General features: G+C 69.7%; 18 protein-coding genes. 6 read left to right on the forward strand and 12 right to left on the reverse strand.

Annotated features, from left to right (window positions below; all coding sequences use genetic code 11):
* Positions 1-73: 73 nt before the first annotated feature.
* Positions 74-1741, reverse strand: coding sequence for an energy-dependent translational throttle protein EttA (ettA, locus tag EYW49_RS16815; RefSeq protein WP_131310788.1), 1668 nt, complete (start codon positions 1739-1741; stop codon positions 74-76).
* A 300-nt stretch (positions 1742-2041) separates the two neighbouring features.
* Here ettA and EYW49_RS16820 point away from each other — a divergent pair, with 300 nt between their 5' ends.
* The 3 genes from EYW49_RS16820 to EYW49_RS16830 all read left to right on the forward strand — a co-directional run bounded on the left by EYW49_RS16820 (position 2042) and on the right by EYW49_RS16830 (position 4905).
* Positions 2042-2836: a class II glutamine amidotransferase gene (locus EYW49_RS16820; RefSeq protein ID WP_131310789.1), complete on the forward strand. Its 795-nt coding sequence runs from the start codon at positions 2042-2044 to the stop codon at positions 2834-2836.
* A gap of 139 nt (positions 2837-2975) precedes the next feature.
* Positions 2976-4202 (forward strand): polyphosphate kinase 2, encoded by a 1227-nt coding sequence (ppk2, locus tag EYW49_RS16825; RefSeq protein WP_131310790.1) that lies wholly within the window; start codon positions 2976-2978, stop codon positions 4200-4202.
* Positions 4203-4290: 88 nt separating this feature from the next.
* Entirely contained in the window at positions 4291-4905 is a 615-nt protein-coding gene (locus EYW49_RS16830) for an HAD family hydrolase (protein WP_131310791.1), read from the forward strand.
* Between the two features lie 7 nt (positions 4906-4912).
* Here the strand turns inward: EYW49_RS16830 and EYW49_RS16835 are convergent, their stop codons facing one another.
* Positions 4913-5389, reverse strand: a complete 477-nt coding sequence (locus EYW49_RS16835; protein WP_131310792.1) for an SRPBCC family protein — start codon at positions 5387-5389, stop codon at positions 4913-4915.
* Complete coding sequence (locus tag EYW49_RS16840) at positions 5386-5628, reverse strand: hypothetical protein (protein WP_131310793.1); 243 nt, start codon at positions 5626-5628, stop codon at positions 5386-5388. The genes EYW49_RS16835 and EYW49_RS16840 overlap by 4 nt, the downstream gene beginning before the upstream one ends.
* 121 nt (positions 5629-5749) lie before the next feature.
* Between EYW49_RS16840 and EYW49_RS16845 the strand changes: the two genes are divergently transcribed.
* Both EYW49_RS16845 and EYW49_RS16850 read left to right on the forward strand, forming a co-directional pair.
* On the forward strand, positions 5750-7567 hold the full coding sequence (locus EYW49_RS16845; RefSeq protein ID WP_131310794.1) for a cation:proton antiporter domain-containing protein: 1818 nt from the start codon (positions 5750-5752) through the stop codon (positions 7565-7567).
* A gap of 144 nt (positions 7568-7711) precedes the next feature.
* Complete coding sequence (locus EYW49_RS16850; protein ID WP_165498303.1) at positions 7712-8647, forward strand: PfkB family carbohydrate kinase; 936 nt, start codon at positions 7712-7714, stop codon at positions 8645-8647.
* A 102-nt stretch (positions 8648-8749) separates the two neighbouring features.
* Here the strand turns inward: EYW49_RS16850 and rcdA are convergent, their stop codons facing one another.
* Complete coding sequence (rcdA, locus tag EYW49_RS16855; protein WP_407695481.1) at positions 8750-9289, reverse strand: protease adaptor protein RcdA; 540 nt, start codon at positions 9287-9289, stop codon at positions 8750-8752.
* Positions 9290-9844: 555 nt separating this feature from the next.
* Between rcdA and EYW49_RS16860 the strand changes: the two genes are divergently transcribed.
* Positions 9845-10114: a hypothetical protein gene (locus EYW49_RS16860; RefSeq protein WP_131310796.1), complete on the forward strand. Its 270-nt coding sequence runs from the start codon at positions 9845-9847 to the stop codon at positions 10112-10114.
* 69 nt (positions 10115-10183) lie between these two features.
* Here EYW49_RS16860 and EYW49_RS16865 read toward each other — a convergent pair whose 3' ends face one another.
* From EYW49_RS16865 to EYW49_RS16900, 8 genes are all read right to left on the reverse strand, one after another.
* Entirely contained in the window at positions 10184-10774 is a 591-nt protein-coding gene (locus tag EYW49_RS16865) for a GNAT family N-acetyltransferase (protein ID WP_228259654.1), read from the reverse strand.
* A gap of 23 nt (positions 10775-10797) precedes the next feature.
* Positions 10798-11823 (reverse strand): peptidoglycan -binding protein, encoded by a 1026-nt coding sequence (locus tag EYW49_RS16870; protein WP_131310797.1) that lies wholly within the window; start codon positions 11821-11823, stop codon positions 10798-10800.
* A gap of 4 nt (positions 11824-11827) precedes the next feature.
* Positions 11828-12889 carry a flagellar motor protein MotA gene (locus EYW49_RS16875; RefSeq protein ID WP_228259655.1) on the reverse strand — a complete coding sequence of 354 codons (1062 nt, stop codon included), beginning with the start codon at positions 12887-12889 and terminating at the stop codon, positions 11828-11830.
* A 123-nt stretch (positions 12890-13012) separates the two neighbouring features.
* A complete protein-coding gene (locus tag EYW49_RS16880) occupies positions 13013-13801 on the reverse strand; it encodes an inositol monophosphatase family protein (RefSeq protein ID WP_131310798.1) in 789 nt (262 codons plus the stop codon).
* A gap of 131 nt (positions 13802-13932) precedes the next feature.
* Complete coding sequence (locus EYW49_RS16885; protein WP_165498304.1) at positions 13933-15105, reverse strand: tetratricopeptide repeat protein; 1173 nt, start codon at positions 15103-15105, stop codon at positions 13933-13935.
* Complete coding sequence (locus EYW49_RS16890) at positions 15102-15743, reverse strand: thiamine phosphate synthase (protein WP_165498305.1); 642 nt, start codon at positions 15741-15743, stop codon at positions 15102-15104. Before EYW49_RS16890 ends, EYW49_RS16885 begins: the two co-directional genes overlap by 4 nt.
* 192 nt (positions 15744-15935) lie before the next feature.
* Positions 15936-17132 carry a phosphoglycerate kinase gene (locus tag EYW49_RS16895; RefSeq protein WP_131310801.1) on the reverse strand — a complete coding sequence of 399 codons (1197 nt, stop codon included), beginning with the start codon at positions 17130-17132 and terminating at the stop codon, positions 15936-15938.
* A gap of 73 nt (positions 17133-17205) precedes the next feature.
* The coding region (locus tag EYW49_RS16900; RefSeq protein WP_131310802.1) for a type I glyceraldehyde-3-phosphate dehydrogenase at positions 17206-17882 on the reverse strand (677 nt) is incomplete at its 5' end.

Genomic DNA, 17882 nt, shown 5'->3' on the forward strand with positions numbered 1-17882 from the left:
TGTCGACGATCGACTCGAACCGGTGGATCTCCGCGATCCACCGGTTCTTTCGTTATCGCGTCGGGACGCCGCCTCAGCGGGTCAGCGGCTTGTAGCGCACCCGGTGCGGCAGCACCGCGCCGGCGCCGAGACGACGGATCTTGTCGGCCTCGTAGTCCTGGAAGTTGCCCTCGAACCATTCGACGTGGCTGTCGTCCTCGAAGGCCAGGATGTGGGTGGCCAAGCGGTCGAGGAACCAGCGATCATGGGAGATGACCACGGCGCAGCCGGCGAAGTCCTCGAGCGCCTCTTCGAGCGCGCGCAGGGTTTCGACGTCGAGGTCGTTGGTCGGTTCGTCGAGGAGCAGCAGGTTGGCGCCGGTCTTCAGCATCTTGGCGAGATGGACGCGGTTGCGCTCACCGCCGGAGAGCATCCCGACCTTCTTCTGCTGGTCGCCGCCCTTGAAGTTGAAGGTCGAGCAATAGGCGCGGGAATTGATCTCGTGCTTGCCGAGATAGATCACGTCGTTGCCGCCGGAGATCTCTTCCCAGACGTTCTTCTTGGGGTCGAGGGCGTCGCGCGACTGATCGACATAGCCGAGCTGGACGCTCTCGCCGATGGTGATGGTGCCCTTGTCGGGTTGCTCCTGGCCGGTCAGCATGCGGAACAGCGTGGTCTTGCCGGCACCGTTGGGGCCGATCACCCCGACGATGCCGCCGGGCGGCAGCTTGAAGGTCAGATCGTCGATCAGCAGGCGGTCGCCGTAGCCCTTCGACAGGTTCTCGAAGTGGACGACGTTGTTGCCCAGCCGCTCGGCCACCGGGATGATGATCTGGGCGGTCGAAACCTGCTTCTCGGCGGCCTTCTGGACCAGATCCTCGTAGCGCTGGATGCGCGCCTTGGACTTGGCCTGACGGGCCTTGGGCGACGCCGAGATCCATTCCTGCTCGCGGGCGAGGGAGCGCTGGCGGCCCTCCTCCTCGCGGCCTTCCTGGACCATGCGCTTCTGCTTCTGGCCGAGCCACGAGGAATAGTTGCCCTCGTAGGGGATGCCGCGGCCGCGATCGAGCTCGAGGATCCAGCTGGTGACGTTGTCGAGGAAGTAGCGATCATGGGTGACGATCAGCACCGCGCCCTTGTAGTCGCGCAGGTGGGTTTCGAGCCAGGCGACCGATTCCGCGTCGAGATGGTTGGTCGGTTCGTCGAGCAGCAGCAGGTCGGGGGCCGACAGCAGCAGCCGGCACAGGGCGATGCGGCGACGCTCGCCGCCCGACAATTTGGCGACGTCGGCGTCGGCCGGCGGGCAGCGCAGGGCGTCCATCGCCATCTCGACCTGGCTGTCGAGATCCCACAGGCCCTGATGCTCGATCTTGTCCTGGAGCTCGGTCATCTCCTCCATCAGCTCGTCGGAATAATCCTCGGCGAGCTGCATGGAAATCTCGTTGAAGCGGTCGAGCAGCGCGGTCTTGTCGGCGACGCCGACCTTGACGTTTTCCACCACCGACAGCGCCGGATCGATGTGCGGCTCCTGCTCGAGGTAGCCGACGGTGGCGCCCTGGGCGACCCAGGCCTCGCCCTGGTACTCCTTGTCGATGCCGGCCATGATCTTGAGCAGCGTCGACTTGCCCGAGCCGTTGACGCCGAGCACGCCGATCTTGGCGTCCGGGAAGAACTGCAGGTGGACGTCGTCGAGGATCTTCTTGCCGCCGGGGTAGGCCTTCGACAGGCCGTGCATGTAATAGATGTACTGGTAGCTCGCCATGGAAGGTCGCTTTCTCGGATCGACCATCCGTCGGGACGGTCGCAAACGGGGGGAGGGCTCGCGGCGCGCGCGGCTCTCCGGAAAAGGCCGGATCTCGCTGCATCATGTAGCGATCCGCAGCCGCCGGGGCAATGGTCGCGGCGTCGGCGGGCGGCGGCCGCCGGCCGGGACGGCGATCGGAACCGGTTTGCGTGATCGACGCAGAGTGCAGGCGTGCCATTCGCATTTTGGGCGAGATTCGAGCATCTGTTTTCAGTACATTGTGATTCTCGGCAAAGTCGACGTCTGGAATTCGCCCGCATGTGTCGTCTCCTCGCCTATACCGGCCGCCCGATCCTGCTCGAGGATCTGGTCTGCCGGCCCGATCATTCCCTGATCCATCAGGCTCTGGCCGCCCAGGAAGCTCGCACCGTCACCAATGGCGACGGTTTCGGCATCGGCTGGTACGGCGAACGACCGATCCCCGGCTGCTATCGCGAGACCCTGCCGGCGTGGTCCGACGAGAACCTGCGTTCGATCTGCGCCCAGGTGCGCTCCGGTCTGTTCTTCGCCCATGTCCGGGCGACCACCGAAGCGGCGGTGGCGCGGGTCAACTGCCACCCCTTCGTCCACGACCGTTTCATGTTCATGCACAACGGCCAGATCGGCGGCCACAGGCAGATCCGCCGCAAGGTCGAGGCGCTGATCCCCGACGAGCTCTATTCGGCGCGGGCCGGCTCGACCGATTCCGAGAGCATCTTTCTCGCCGCCCTCGGCCAGGGTCTCGAGACCGATCCGGTCGGGGCGATCGCCCGGGCCCTGCGCCTGGTGCTGGAGTTGCAGAAGGAAGCCGGCATCACCGAGGCCTTCCGCTTCGCCGCCTGTTTCACCGACGGCGATCGGCTGTGGGCCTTCCGCTGGTCGTCCGACCGCGAGATGCCGACGCTCTATCTGCGCGGCCGCGACGAGGGCACGGTGGTGGTCTCCGAACCGATCGACGGCTGTGGCGGCGGCGACTGGTCGGAGGTGCCGCGCTGCGGCTGGGTGTCGATCCCCCGCGACGGCAGCCCGACCTACGGCAGCCTCGACCGGGCGATCTGCGACTGCCGCGACTGAGTCCTTCGTCGGAAAACCCTTGAAATCCGCCGAAATTCCAGTGCGATCAAGGAAGTGGCAACCGTCGCGGGTCTAGTCTGCGGTTCGGAGTGCGACGGTCGATCCGATCCGTCGCCCGGGTAGGGACCGAGGACAGGCCATGACGACTTCCGATCGCGTCGACGACACGCTCATCAGCGAACGTCCCGTCCCGCCCGACGAAGCCGTCCCGCCCGCGGAAGCCGTCGCTCCCGTCGAACTCGCCGCTCCGCTGCGGCGCCGTCGCGTCGCCGCGGCCGATCGGCCGCCGCGCGCCCCCCGTCGGCCCCGCGCCGCCGCGCCGGTCGCTCCCGACGCGCCGCCGCCGGTCGAAGCCGTCGTTGCTCCGGCAGCGCCCGTTGCGGTCGTCGCCGCACCGGCAGCGGCTCCGAATGCCGAGCCCGCCGAGCCCATCGCGCCGATCGCGGCGCCGGCGATCGCGCGGGCCCCCAAGGACGGCGGCGAGACCCGTCACATGCTGGCCGAGATGCGGCGCGATCCGGACGCGATCGCCCATGTCTTCGAGAGCGGCGAGTACCCCTACAAGACCAAGATGCGCAACCACGCCTACGAGGCGCACAAGCTGGAGCTGCAGCGGGAACTGCTGAAGCTGCAGCGCTGGGTCGAGGAGACCGGCGAGCGGATCATCATGCTGTTCGAGGGGCGCGACGCCGCCGGCAAGGGCGGCACGATCAAGCGCTTCACCGAACACCTCAACCCGCGCACCGCCCGGGTCGTCGCGCTGCAGAAGCCGACCGAGCGGGAACGCACCCAGTGGTACTTCCAGCGCTACATCAATCACCTGCCCTCGGCCGGCGAGATCGTGATGTTCGACCGGTCCTGGTACAACCGGGCCGGGGTCGAACGGGTGATGGGCTTCTGCTCGGCCAACGAATATCTCGAGTTCATGCGCCAATGCCCCGAGTTCGAACGGATGCTCGTGCGCTCGGGGATCCGGCTGTTCAAATACTGGTTCTCGGTGACCCAGGAAGAGCAGCGCCGCCGCTTCGCCAGCCGCGAGAACGATCCGCTGAAGCAGTGGAAGTTGTCGCCGATCGACCGGGCCTCGCTCGACAAGTGGGACGACTATACCGAGGCCAAGGAGGCGATGTTCTTCTATACCGACACCGCCGACGCGCCCTGGACGATCGTCAAGTCGAACGACAAGATGCGGGCGCGGCTCAACTGCATGCAGCATTTCCTGATCAACATGCCCTATCCCAACAAGGACCGCTCGCTGCTGGTCGGCCCGGATCCACTGATCGTCGGCTCGACCGAGCACGTGATCGGCCGCGACACCAAGGTTCTGGGCAAGGCGCTGCATCCCGATCTGAAGCGCGGGCGCTGACGGTCGCTCGCTTCATCGTTCCGACGCAGATGGCGACGAGGGTCGGCCTCCCGTCGCCATCGGCGATTCGCTGCCCAGGAGGCTCCCCTTGCCCGTCGTCACCCACGTCGTCTTCGACATCGGCAACGTCCTGGTGCGCTGGGATCCGCACATTCTCTACGACCGGATCTTCGGCGACGCCGCCGACGCCGAGCGGTTTCTCGCCGAGATCTGCGATGCCGAGTGGAACCTCGAGCAGGATCGCGGCCGGCCGATGGCCGAGGGGATCGCCGAACGCATCGAACGTTTCCCCGACTGGGTCGACGAGATCCGTGCCTGGGACGAGCGCTGGCACGAGATGGTACCGGGGCCGATCGACGGCATGGTCGAGATCCTCGAGACGCTCCGGGCCCGCGGCGTGCCGACCTGGGCGATCAGCAATTTCTCCAGCGAGAAGTTCGCCGAGACGCTGGCGCGCTTTCCGTTTCTCACCGGCTTTCGCGACACGGTGGTCTCGGCCCATGTCGGGTTGGTCAAGCCCGATCCGGCGATCTACCGGCTGTTCCTCGACCGCAATGGTCTCGATGCGGCCGATTGCCTGTTCGTCGACGACCTCGCCGCCAATGTCGCCGGCGCCCGCGCGGTCGGGCTGAATGCGGTGCTGTTCACCTCGCCGGCGGCCTTCGTCGCCGACCTCGCGGCCCATGGCGTGGCGCTCGCCTGAGGCGAGGTCAGGCCGCAGTCCCCGCCGTCTCGGCCGCCCAGGCGGTCTCGATGCGCTGCCGCCAGCCGTCGATGGTCGCGGCGAAGACCTCGGGCGTGGTCGCGGCGATCACCGCCTCGCCGGCGGCGTTGAGCGCGGTGATGGCGTAGGCGACCGTCACTTGCGTGGTGGCGGCGTCGAGCGCCCGACAGGCGACCTCGACGAAGGCGAAGCGGCTGTCGGGGCTGACCCGGGCATATCGCACCCGGTGGTCCTCGGGGTGCCACGCGACGCAGGCCCACAGCGTGCACTCGCCGCCGATCCCGGTGCGAAACACCAAGCCCTCGCCGATCGTCCCGTCGATGGGGTGCAGGTACTCCGGATCCCAGCCCGGCACCCAGGCCTCTTCACCGCGCGGCGTGAACAGCGGGAACACCGCCGCGATGGGACGGGCGAGCACGAAATCGTAGCGGCGGTCGACGTGGGTGGGCGAGGGGGTGGTCACGGCGCTTCCTCCAGGCGATGGGCGTCGGCGGCGGTGAGGTCGAGCCCATAGATGGCGCGCAGGCTGGCGACGATCTCCAGAGTCGCCGGCGAGAAGGGCGCGCGGCCCTCCAGGGCGTGGAGCAGGATGCCCTCGACGAGGTCGCCGAGGCCGAGGTCCTTGGCCTCGGCGAGGCCCTTGAGGACCTTGACCAGTCGTTTCTCGAGCCGGATGCCGGTCTGGATGCGTTCGATCTGCATGGGATAATCTGTACTATTGTACCTTGGTACACACAAGGTCGATCCGATCGGCCCTCGCGCCTTTCGCCGGAGGTCGCGATGGTCCAGACTACGTATTCGGTTCGCACGCAGAGGAGACGGCATGGCGGGAACGACGCTCGACGTCGCGGTGATGAAGGATGTCCTGGTGGTGCTCGGCACCGCCGGGGTGGTGGTGCCGCTGATGCATCGCTGGAAGGTCGGGTCGGTGCTCGGCTTCCTGCTCGCCGGTGCGGTGCTCGGGCCGTTCGGCCTCGCCCGCTTCACCTCCGAAATTCCTTGGATCTCTTGGATCACCGTGGAGAAACGCGACGAGATCGCCGGCATCGCCGACTTCGGGGTGGTGTTCCTGTTGTTCGTGATCGGCCTGGAACTGTCGCTCGCCCGTCTGTCGTCGCTGAAGCGGCTGGTGTTCGGGCTCGGCGGCTTCCAGGTGCTGCTGTCGGGGGCGTTGATCGGCGCCTTCGCGCTGCAGTTCGGGCAGTCGCCGCGGGCCGCGCTGGTGCTCGGGGCCTGTCTCGCGCTGTCCTCGACCGCGGTGGTGGTCGAGGTGCTGGCCGAACAGAAGCGACTGTCCACCACCACCGGCCGCACCGCCTTCGCGATCCTGCTGTTCCAGGATCTGGCGGTGGTGCCGATCCTGTTCATGGTCGAGACCATGGGCGGCGCCGACGACGGCGGTTCGATCTGGCTCGGCATCGCTCTGGCACTTGCGCAGGGCGTGGCGGTGGTCGCGGCGATCGTCGTCGCCGGGCGGCTGCTGCTGCGGCCGCTGTTCCGCACCGTCGCCGACACCGCCTCGGCGGAATTGTTCATGGCGGCGATCCTGTTCGTGGCCATCGCCACCGGCGTCGCCACGGCGCTGGCCGGCCTGTCGATGGCGCTCGGCGCCTTCGTCGCCGGCCTGCTCTTGGCCGAGACCGAATACCGCCGCGCCATCGAGGCGACCATCGAGCCCTTCAAGGGCCTGCTGCTCGGCGTGTTCTTCTTCTCGGTCGGGATGAGCGTCGATCTCGACTTCGTGGCGGCGCACCCGCTCTCGGTGGTCGCCGGGGCCCTCGGTCTGGTCGGCGTCAAGACCGCGGTGACGGCGCTCGGCGCCCGGGCCTTCGGGATTCCGCTCAGCCATTCGGTCAAGACCGGCCTGCTGATCGGCGCCGGCGGCGAATTCGCCTTCATCGTGGTCGGGCTGGCGGGCGGGCTGCGACTGGTCGACGCCGCGACCTCGTCCTACGTGCTCGCGGTGGTGTCGCTGTCGATGGCGGCGATTCCGGCCTTCGACTTTCTCGGCAAGCGCCTGTCGCGGGAGATCGAGCGCCACGCTCCGGCCGATCCGGTCACCACCATCGTGCCGCCGGTCGACGGCGCGGTGCGGGCGCTGGTGGTCGGCCACGGCCGCGTCGGCACGCTGGTCGCCGACATGCTGACCGAACACCGCCTGCCGCATCTGATCATCGATCGCGATGCCGCGGTGGTCGCGGCCGGGCGGCGGGCCGGTCGACCGGTCTATTACGGCGACGCCGCCAATCCGCTGTTCCTCACCAGTTGCGGCATCGCCGAGGCCTCGGCGGTGGTGGTCACCGTCGATGCCACCGCCGCGGCCGACGGCATCGTCGATGCGGTGCGCAAACTGCGGCCGGACATCGTGCTGATCGCCCGCGCCCGCGACGCGGCGCACGCCCGCCGGCTCTATCGCAAGGGCGTGACCCATGCGGTGCCGGAGACGATCGAAGCGAGCCTGCAGCTGTCGGAAGCGGCGCTGGTCGGGCTCGGCGTGGCGATGGGGCCGGTGATCGCCTCGATCCACGAGAAGCGCGACGTCTTCCGCCACGAGCTGTCGCACGCCGCCGAACAGTCTCCCAACGCCTCGGCCGATGCGCGGCGTGGCAGCCTGGGGGCGCGCCGCCGGCCGCGCAGCTGATGATGAAATTCAGGCCGCGGTGCAAGGCGTACGCGTCGAGTCGTAATTCCTTCGGAGGACTACCATGAGGGTTCGACCGGTCTCGAAATGGTAATAGTTCGGGTGCTAGGAATTTCTTGCTGAATCGAATGTGAGATGTCCCCCATGCCGACCGTTCTCGTCGCCGGCGCCGCCGTGCAGGATTTCATCTACCGGTTCGACGCCGCGCCCGCGCGCGGCACCAAGGGCCGGGCCAAGGACTTCGCGTCGATCGGCGGTGGCTCGGGCGCCAACGCCGCGGTCGCGGTCGTCCGTCTCGGCGGCAAGGGCCAAGTGCTCGCGCCGCTCGGCGACGATCTGATCGGCGAAATGATCATTCAGGGGCTGGTGAAGGAAGGCGTCGACACCTCCAAGGTGTTGCGCATCCCCGGCCGCGCCTCGCCGGTCTGCTCGGCGATCGTCGACGGTGACGGCGAGCGCACCATCCTGACCTGGCATCCGCCCCATGTCGCGCCGCCGGAGATCGACGACGCCGACGCGCTGGTCGCCGACGTCGACGCGGTCCTGACCGACGACCGCTATCCGACCATCGCCATCCCGCTGCTCGAAGCCGCCAAGCGCAAGGGCATCCCCGGCGTGCTCGACGGCGACCGCGCCGAGGGTGACGCCCCGCAGATGCTGCAGGCCGCCAGCCACGTGGTGTTCGGCACCCCCGGCCTGCGCGGCACTTCCGGCATCTCCGATCCGATCAAGGGCCTCAAGGCGATGCACGGCGTCACCGACGCCTTCCTCGCCGTGACGCTCGGCTCGGGCGGCGTGCTGTGGCTCGACGGCGACGTCGTCCGCCGCATGCAGTCCTTCCCGGTCCATGCCGTCGACACGCTCGGCGCCGGCGACGTCTTCCACGGCTCCTTCGCCCTGGCGCTGGCCGAGGGCAAGTCGGAGCCGGAAGCCCTGCGCTTCGCCTCCGCCGTCTCGGCGATCAAGTGCTCGCGCTTCGGCGGCCGTGCCGGCGTGCCGAACCGCGACGAGGTCACAGGCTTCCTGATCGGTCAGCCGATCGATCCGTCCATGGGCTACGGCGTCGTCCCGGCGCAGTGAGCCCGTCGATGTCCCGAATCGAGACGCCCGCGAAGCGACCTTCGCGGGCGTCGTCGTCTGTGGAGCCGGGATCGGGCGAGGGGAGGGCGGCGGGGCCGCGCCTCAGTCGTCGGAGCCGAAGGCGCGGGTCAGGAGGCCGAGCTGCTCGCCGACCGGATTGGGGGCGACCTCGGCGTCCGGGCGGTCGTCGCTGAAGATCGCCTCGTCGAGGCGCCGGATGCGGTCCTGGAGGCGCTGGGAGCGTTCCACCAGCGACCGCAGCATCTCCGGCACCTCGTCCCAGCCGGGGCCGGAGCGCTCGCTCTTGGGGCTCTCGATGCGCACCTTGGACTTCTCGGCGCCGGCCTGGGCCTGGGTCATCTCGCCTTCGTTGACGGCGCGCTGGAGCAGCAGCCACGAGGCCAGCTGCATCAGCCGGGTGGTCAGGCGCATCGACTCGGTGGCGTAGATCAGCGAGGCGGAACGCGACAACCCGCGGCTCTCGGCGCGGCCGGGGCCGTCGAGATAGGACGCGGTCTCCTCGACCAGTGCCATGCCTTCGCGAAACAGGGTCCGGAACGTCTCGGAATTGGCGAAACGTGTTCCGAAGTCGATGGTTTCGCCGCGCCCGTCGTCGGAATCCATGGGGACGTCCTGAGTCATCGTTCGCGCTCTCCTCGACGCATCATAAGCGAAGAGTGGGTCGCGGGTCCACGCGTCTCCCTCCGGGATGGTCGCGAGATGCATAGCAGGCGCAGTGCCACGCCGGGCCGGGCGGCGCAAAGGCTCCTCCGGAACCTCGCGGCATGGTTAACACCCACCGCCGGCGGCCCTCGCCGCGGGGCGCGGCGGTGGGCACCGCCGATCGCGCGCCGTTCGGTTCGGGATGGGGGCGCGCGAACCCGTGCCAAATCGGGACGGAGTCCCGCTTCGGGAGCGGACCTGAGGCGCGACGCCACCGCGGCCGCTTCGCATTCGCAAAAAAGCCATCAGGGCCGGCCACAGAACGGTGGTATCGGCATGAGCCCTCGCAGAGGTCTTCCCGTCGATGCCCCGAGACTTCGACGATCCGAGACCCTCGCTCTCGTCCCATTCAGCGAAATATTTCGCTCGGGCCGGCGTGTTCTTAAGATCGGTTCAAGATCCGGTGTGTAGGATGTCCATGAATTCGAAGACCGTTGCCGCAAGGGCAACGGCGGGAACGAGGACTTGCGACCCATGACCGCCGAGCGCATCGCTCATTCCGAGCAACTTCTTTCCAAGGCCCGCCTCACGGTCACCGAGATGACCGACCTCATCGCCTCGATGGTCTCCGATCTGCCCACCGTGCGCGGCGTGGCGGTCGACGGTCCGGGCGGCGAGATCTGCGTCGACCTCCATACCGGCAAACGCATCGAGCTGGCGGCGATTCCGGTGGCCCGCGCCATGAACGAGTCGATGAACAGCCGTCTGCAGGCGCTCGACGATCTGTTCAAGCGCTGCGGCTGAAATCGAACTTCGATCGAAACGGAGACGCCCGGTGCCGGTGACGGCGCCGGGCGTTCGCGTCGGCGCGCCTCAGCCGGGGCGCCATTCGAGCGCGATGGTGGCGAGGCCGGAGCGCGGGTTGACGCCGCGCCCGATCTCGCGGAAGCCCTCGCGCAGATAGAAGGCGACGGCGCGCGGATTGTCGGTGTTGACGTCGAGGCGGATGCGGGCGGGCGACAGCGCGCGGGCGGCATCGAGCAGAGCCTCGGCGATGCCCTCGCCCCACAGATCCGGATGCACGGCGATCTGGTCGAGATAGCCGGTGGCGGGATCGATCAGCACGAAGCCGACGACGTCGCCGGTCTCGACCAGCGCCACACGGATTTTCGCGCCCTTGCGCAGCGCCTCGTCGACATGGGTGCAGAACCACACGCGGCGGGCCTCGAAGTCGATCGCCGGCAACGTGCGCGCCCAGGACTCGACCCACAGATCGGCGATCTCGGGCAAGTGGGCGAAGTCGAAGGCGAGGACCCGGTGCAGACGGCGGGCGAGGTCCGGCCGGTCGGCGGCGTCCTCGAAACCGACGGGTTCGTCGAGCGGCGCGACGAGCGGCGGACGATCGGCCGGGGCGACCATGGCGAGCCTCAGATAACCGGCGCGGCGTTCGTCGTCGTCGTTCATGGGCGCTCCGAAGGTGCGGGGCTTCAACGGTCGGTGAGGCGGATCTCGATGCGGCGGTTGCGGGCGTGGACCTCTTCGCTGGTGCCCTCCTCCAGCGGCTGGAACTCGCCGAAGCCGGCGGCCACCAGATGGCGCGGGCTGACGCCGTCCTCGGCGAGGCGGCGCACCACGGCGATCGAGCGGGCGGCGGAGAGCTCCCAGTTGGAGCGGAAGCGGCCGCCGGAGATCGGGCGGGCGTCGGTGTGGCCGTCGATGCGCAGCGTCCAGGCGACTTCCGGCGGGATCTCGCGCTCGAGATCGAGCACGGCGGCGGCCAGCCGATCGACGGCGGCGCGGCCGGCGTCGTCGATCTGATCCGAGCCGACCGGGAACAGCACCTCCGATTGGAACACGAAGCGGTCGCCGACCACGCGGATGTCGGGACGGGTGCCGAGGATCTCCTTGAGGCGACCGAAGAAGTCGGAGCGGTATTTCTGCAGTTCCTGGACGCGCTGGGCGAGGGCCAGATTGAGGCGCTTGCCGAGGTCGGCGATCTTGGTCTGGCTCTCGCGGTCGCGGCTCTCGGTGGCGTCAAGCGCCTGTTCGAGCGCGGCGATCTGACGACGCAGGGCCGAGATCTGCTGGTTGAGCAGTTCGACGCGGGCCAGCGCCTCGCGGCTGAGGCGGCGTTCGTCGTCGAGGGCGGCCCCGGCGGCGGCGGTCGCGGCGCCGCTGTCGCCGGCCCCGGCGCGCTGACGGTCGAGCATCGCCTGGAGGCGGGCGCGATCTTCCGCGGCCCCGGTCAGGCCGGCGCGCAACTGGCTGATCTGATCGTCGTCCTCGGCCTTGCCGGCGCGTTCCAGCGACAGGAGCTCGGTCAGTTCGGCGATCTGGCGGTTGAGCTTGGAGAGCGCGGTGTCCTTGCCGGTGATCTCCCGCGACAGGAAGAACTGCGACAGCATGAACACCGACAACAGGAAGATGATCACCAGGAGCAGGGTCGACAGCGCGTCGACGAAGCCCGGCCAGTAGTCGATGGTGCCTTCGCGGCGGCGTCGGAGCGAACGCATCGGCTCACGCTCCCGGTCGGTCGGGGCGCGGCCCGGGCGGCGACGGGATGGTCGGCGCGGCTTCCGGCGGGGTCGCCGCGGGACTGCCGGCCAGGGCCTCGGCGATGCGTTCGAGGGCGACGCGGGTGCGGCGGTTCTCCTCGGCCTGGACGTCGATCCAGGTGCGGATCTGGGCCTGTTCGCCGCGCACGTGGCCGATCAGGCCGCGCAGCGATTCGGCGAGGTCGACCAGGGCCGCCGAGGTGCCGCGGCTGCCGCCGCCGCCGTCCTGGGCGACGCGGGTCAGGCGCTCGACGGCGGCGCGCAGGCTCTCGGCGATGCCGCGGCCGGCGGGGGCGTCGTGGTCGGCGAAGTCGAGGTCGGCCTCGGTCGACAGCCAGTCCTCGAGCTCGTTGTAGAAGCGGTTCTGGGCCTGGCTCGCTTGGAGATCGAGGAAGCCGATGATCAGCGAGCCGGACAGGCCGAACAGCGAGGAGGAAAAGGCCACGCCCATGCCCGACAGCGGCTTGGCGAGACCGGTCTTGAGGTCCTCGAACACCGCGCCGAGATCGGCGGCGCCGGCATTGAGCGACTTCAGGGTGTCGCCGACCGCCGAGACGGTCTCCGACAGGCCGGTGAAGGTGCCGAGCAGCCCGAGGAACACCAGGGTGCCGCCGATGTAGCGGGTGATGTCGCGGGTCTCGTCGAGGCGCATGCCGATCGAATCGAGGATCGAGCGCAGCACCGCGGGCGAAATGCCGGCGGCGCCGCGGTCACCGATCAGCGCCGACATCGGCCCGAGCAGGCGCGGCCGGCCGCGGGCGTCGAAGTCGGGTTCGCGGCGGCGGAAGGCGTTGGCCCAGCGGATCTCGGGAAACAGCCGGATCACCTGGCGCACCGCGAGCACGATGCCGAGCGCCAACACGAACAGGATGAAGGCGTTGAGGCCGGGATTGGCCATGAAGGCGAAGGTGATCTGGCGCTTCAGGATCACCGCCACGAAGCCGGCGATGACCAGGAAGATGACCATCCGCCACAGGAACACCTGCGGGCTCGACAGCCGTTGGGGGTCGTAGTCGCGCGCCATGCCGTCCTCGCTCCGTCGGGTTCCGCCAACATGGCTGCCGGCGGGCGTCGATACAAGCACGCCGAACGCGTCGGCGGCGCGACATCGACGCCCGAAGGTGCCCGATCGCCCGACCGCCGGCGATCACGCCTTCGCGAGCACCGCGCCGAGACGCTTGCGGACCTCTTCGTTGCCGGCCAGCACCGAGCCGGCCTCGAGCATCCGGTCGCCGCCGTCGGCGTCGGTGACGAAGCCGCCGGCCTCGCGAATCATCACGATTCCCGCGGCCATGTCCCAGGCGTTGAGGCCGCGTTCCCAATAGGCGTCGAAGCGACCGGCGGCGGTCCAGGCGAGATCGAGCGCGGCGGCGCCACAGCGGCGGATGCCGGCGACCTCGTTCATCACCAGGCGCGCTTCGGCGAGGAAGCGGCCGTGATCGCCCTGCCCGAGGAACGGAAAGCCGGAGCCGATCACGCATTCCGCGAGGTTGGAGCGGGTGGCGACGCGCAGGCGGCGGTCGTTGAGGAAGGCGCCGCCGCCGCGCTCGGCGACGAAGAGCTCGTCCATCACCGGATTGTAGATGACGCCGGCGACCAATTGGCCCTGGCGTTCGAGCGCCACCGAGATCGCGAAGATCGGGATGCCGTGCAGGAAGTTGGTGGTGCCGTCGAGCGGGTCGACGATCCAGCGGAAGGCCGGGTCGGAGCCTTCGACGACGCCGCGCTCCTCCATCAGGAAGCCGTAGGTCGGGCGGACCCGGGAGAGTTCCTCGAACAGGATCTGCTCGGCCTTGCGGTCGGCGGCCGAGACGAAGTCGGCCGGGCCTTTGTGGGAGACCTGCAGGTTCTCGACCTCGCCGAAGTCGCGGGTGAGCGCGCGACCGGCCTTGCGGACCGCGTCGACCATGACGTTGAGGAGTGCGGAGCGTGCCATCGAAGAATCCCGTGGTTGGCGTCGCGCTTCCCGCGGGGGAAACGACGGTCGGCGCCGCGCGCGGGCGGCGGCCGGAAAAGGGTCGGCCTCTGGTCATCACGAAATCGGGGCCGGTTCAAGCGAAAAGCGCGTCAGCGAGCCGCCGGCGGGGCTTCCTTGGGGGCGGGCGCGGCCGGATCGTCGAGGTCGTCCTCCGGGCCGGGGCGCGCCGGGGCGATGGTCGCGGCCTCGCCGTCGATGGCGTCGGCGGCGGCCTCGGCACGGCGGCGATCGTCGGCGGAGAGGTTCGACAGGCGGGTCTCCAGCCACAAATCGGACAGGCCCTGGCGCTTGGCGAGCATATGCCACTTCCACGCCTCGACCGGATCGAAGCCGGCGCCGAGCCCGGTCGCATACATCCGGGCGAGGCGGTTGCGGCCGATGGCGTTGCCGCGCAGGGCCGAGCGATGGAGCCAGACGAAGGCGGAATCGATGTCCTTGGCCACGCCGCGGCCGTTGGCGAGCATCAGGCCCCATTCGACTTCGGCGGCTTCGAAACCGGCCATCGCCGCCTCGCGCATCCATTTCGCGGCGGCGACCGGATCGGCGCCGGGCGCTTCGGGGTCGGACAGCAGCGTGGCATAGGCATATTGCGCGTCGACGTTGCCGAGTGCCGCGGCGCGGCCGAGATAGGCGGCGGCGCGGGCGGGATCGCGGGCGGTGACCGAACCGTCGAGCAGCATCACCGCGGCGTCGTAGAGGGCGACCGGCTGGTCCTTCTCGGCGGCGGTCTGAAACAGGGCGAAGGCGCGGCGGCGATCGCGGGCGATGCCGCGGCCGTCGAGGAGCATCTGGGCGAGGGCGGCGGCGGCCTCGCGATCGCCGCGGTCGGCGGCGAGACGGTACCACTCGGCGGCCTTCTCGGCCTTGCGCGGCACGCCGAGGCCGGTCTCGTAGAGGGTGCCGAGCATGGTCATGGCGGCGGCGTCGCCGGCTTCGGCGCGCGGGATGGCCTGGGCGAAGGCCGATACCCACAGGCCGCGCTGGAAGGCGGCATAGACCGGGTCGGCGCCCGGCTCGTCGCCGCTCGGCACCGGCGTCAAGGTCGAACCGGCGAGGGTCGGCAGCGGAACCGCGACCGGCAGGCCGGTCATCGCCGGGGTGAAGGCGGCGCGCGGCAGCGGCACCGGCGCGGCGGTGCCGCGGGGGGCGGCGGGACGGGCGGCGGTCGGCTTCTTCGGCGGGTCGCCGGCCGCGATCAGGCCGCCGGCGAGGATCGCGACGGCGCAGCGGAGAGCGAGCGATCCGGCGCGGGCGAGGGTCATGGCTTGGTCGCGGCCGGGGCGGCGAGCTCGGCGAGGCGGCGCTCGACCGCCGCGACCGCCGCGGCCGGGCCTTCCCCGTGGTTCCAGACGGCGTCGCGCAGCGCCACGAATTCGGCGCCGGTGGCGACCACCTCGTCGAGCGAGGCGAGATCGTTGCCGCCCATCACCACCACCGGCGGTTCGAACAGCGGCACCCACCATTCGGCGAGGTCGAGGGCGCGCGGCAGCGGCGTCGGCTCTTCTGCGCGGTCGAGGTCGCCGAGGAACAGGTAGTCGGCGCGGGTCTCGCCGACCTCCATCGCCTCGTGGCGGGTGGCGATGCCGCCGCAGCCGACGATGCCGTCGGGATGGAAGGTGTCGAGGGCGGCGGCGAGATCGGCGATGCCGGTGTCGACGTGGACGCCGTCGGCGCCGGCGCGACCGGCGGCGCGGGTGTCGTTGCGGACCAGCAGGGCGACGCCGCGGGCCTGGGCGATCGGCGCGAGGATCTCGGCGATGCGGCGGCGGGTCATGTCGGAGCCGGCGTCGAGGGCGACCAGCAGCGAGGCGACGTCGCCGGCGGCCAGCGTCGCTTCGAGCAGCGCCGGGAAGGTCGCGAGGTCGATGTCGCGGGGGGTGACGAGATAGAGGCGGGTCACGGAACGGTCCTTCGCAGGCGGCGCGCAGCGCGCGGGATCGGGGAGCGGACGAGAGGGTGCGCGCCGGCTCGTCAGATCGTCCGCGAATCGGGCGTGGTGATGGCGGCGATGAGACGACGGCCCGGACGCGGGTGGCGTCCGGGCCGTCGGAGAGTGGGAGCGGGGCGTGGGGCGCGCCCCCCGCGGGCCGCGTCAGGCCTTGCGCAGGCACTCGACGCCGGGCAGGGCCTTGCCTTCCATCCATTCCAGGAAGGCGCCGCCGGCGGTCGAGATGTAGGTGAACTGGTCGGCGACGCCGGCCTGGTTCAGCGCCGAGACGGTGTCGCCACCGCCGGCCACCGCGATGATCTCGCCGGCCGCCGCCTTGGCGCCGACCGCACGGGCGACGGCGTTGGTGGCGGTGTCGAAGGGCGGGATCTCGAAGGCGCCGAACGGGCCGTTCCACACCACCGTCTTGATCTTGGCGAGCAGCGCGATCACCGCGGCGATCGACGCCGGACCCGCGTCGAGCACCATCTCGTCGGCGGCGATGTCGCCGTTGACGACCACCCGGTTGGCGGCGCCGGCCTTGAATTCCTTCGCAGCGAGGCCGTCGACGGGCAGCACGATGGTGCAGCCGGCGGCCTTGGCCTTCTCGACGATCTCCAGCGCGGTCGGGGCGAGGTCGTGTTCGCACAGCGACTTGCCGACCGCGACACCTTCGGCGGCGAGGAAGGTGTTGGCCATGCCGCCACCGATGATCAGATAGTCGACCTTCTTGACCAGATTGCCGAGCAGTTCGAGCTTCGAGGACACCTTGGCGCCGCCGACGATCGCCGCGACCGGCCGGGTCGGGGCCTCGAGCGCCTTGGTCAGGGCATCGAGTTCCTTCTGCATGCAGCGACCGGCATAGGCCGGCAGCACATGGGCGAGGCCCTCGGTGGTGGCATGCGCCCGGTGGGCGGTGGCGAAGGCGTCGTTGACGTAGAGGTCACCGAGGGCGGCCAGCGCCGCCACGTGCTCGGGGGTGTTCTTCTCTTCGCCCTTGTAGAAGCGGGTGTTCTCGAGCAGCAGGACGTCGCCGTCCTTCAATTTGGCGATCGCGTCGGCGGCGACCGGGCCGATCGAATCGGCGGCGAAGGCGACCGGGCGGCCGAGGCGCGAGGCGACCGGCTCGACCAGCTGGGCGAGCGAGGACTTGGCTTCCGGCCCGTCCTTGGGACGGCCGAAATGGGCGAGCAGGATCACCTTGCCGCCCTTGTCGGCGATTTCGGTGATGGTCGGCAGAACGGCCCGGATACGGGTGTCGTCGGTGACGACGCCGTTCTCCATGGGGACGTTGAGATCGACGCGGACGAGGACGCGCTTGCCCTTCACGTCGGCATCGTCGAGGGTCTTGAAGGCGCTCATGGCTCTTCTCCTGATGGTCGAGACGCGATGAGGGCCGGCAATTGCCGGCCCTCGCTCGGGTTTCCCGTCGGGCTCAGACGAGCTTGCCCATGGCGACGGCGGTGTCGGCCATGCGGTTGGAGAAGCCCCACTCGTTGTCGTACCAGGACAGCACGCGGACGAAGTCGCCGGCCATCACCCGGGTCTCGAGCAGATGGGCGGTGGACGACGCCGGGTCGTGGTTGAAGTCGGAGGAGACCAGCTTCTCCTTGGTGTAGGCCAGCACGCCCTTGAGCGGGCCGTCGGCGGCGGCGACCAGGGCGGCGTTGACCTCTTCGACCGTCGTGGCGCGCTTGGCGACGAAGTTGAAGTCGACCACCGAGACGTTGGGGGTCGGCACGCGGATCGCCACGCCGTCGAGCTTGCCCTTGAGTTCCGGCAGAACCAGACCGACCGCCTTGGCCGCCCCGGTCGAGGTCGGGATCATCGACAAGGCCGCGGCACGGGCCCGGTAGAGGTCCTTGTGCAGGGTGTCGAGGGTCGGCTGGTCGCCGGTGTAGCTGTGGATGGTGGTCATGAAGCCGTGGTCGATGCCGATGGCGTCGTTCAGGGCCTTGGCGATCGGCGACAGGCAGTTGGTGGTGCACGAGGCGTTGGACACGATCAGGTGCTCGGCGGTGAGCTTGTCGTGGTTGACGCCGTAGACCACGGTCAGGTCGGCGTTCTCGCCGGGGGCCGAGATCAGCACGCGCTTGGCGCCGGCGGCGAGCT

Source organism: Siculibacillus lacustris (genome assembly GCF_004328075.1).
Lineage (GTDB): Bacteria > Pseudomonadota > Alphaproteobacteria > Rhizobiales > Ancalomicrobiaceae > Siculibacillus > Siculibacillus lacustris.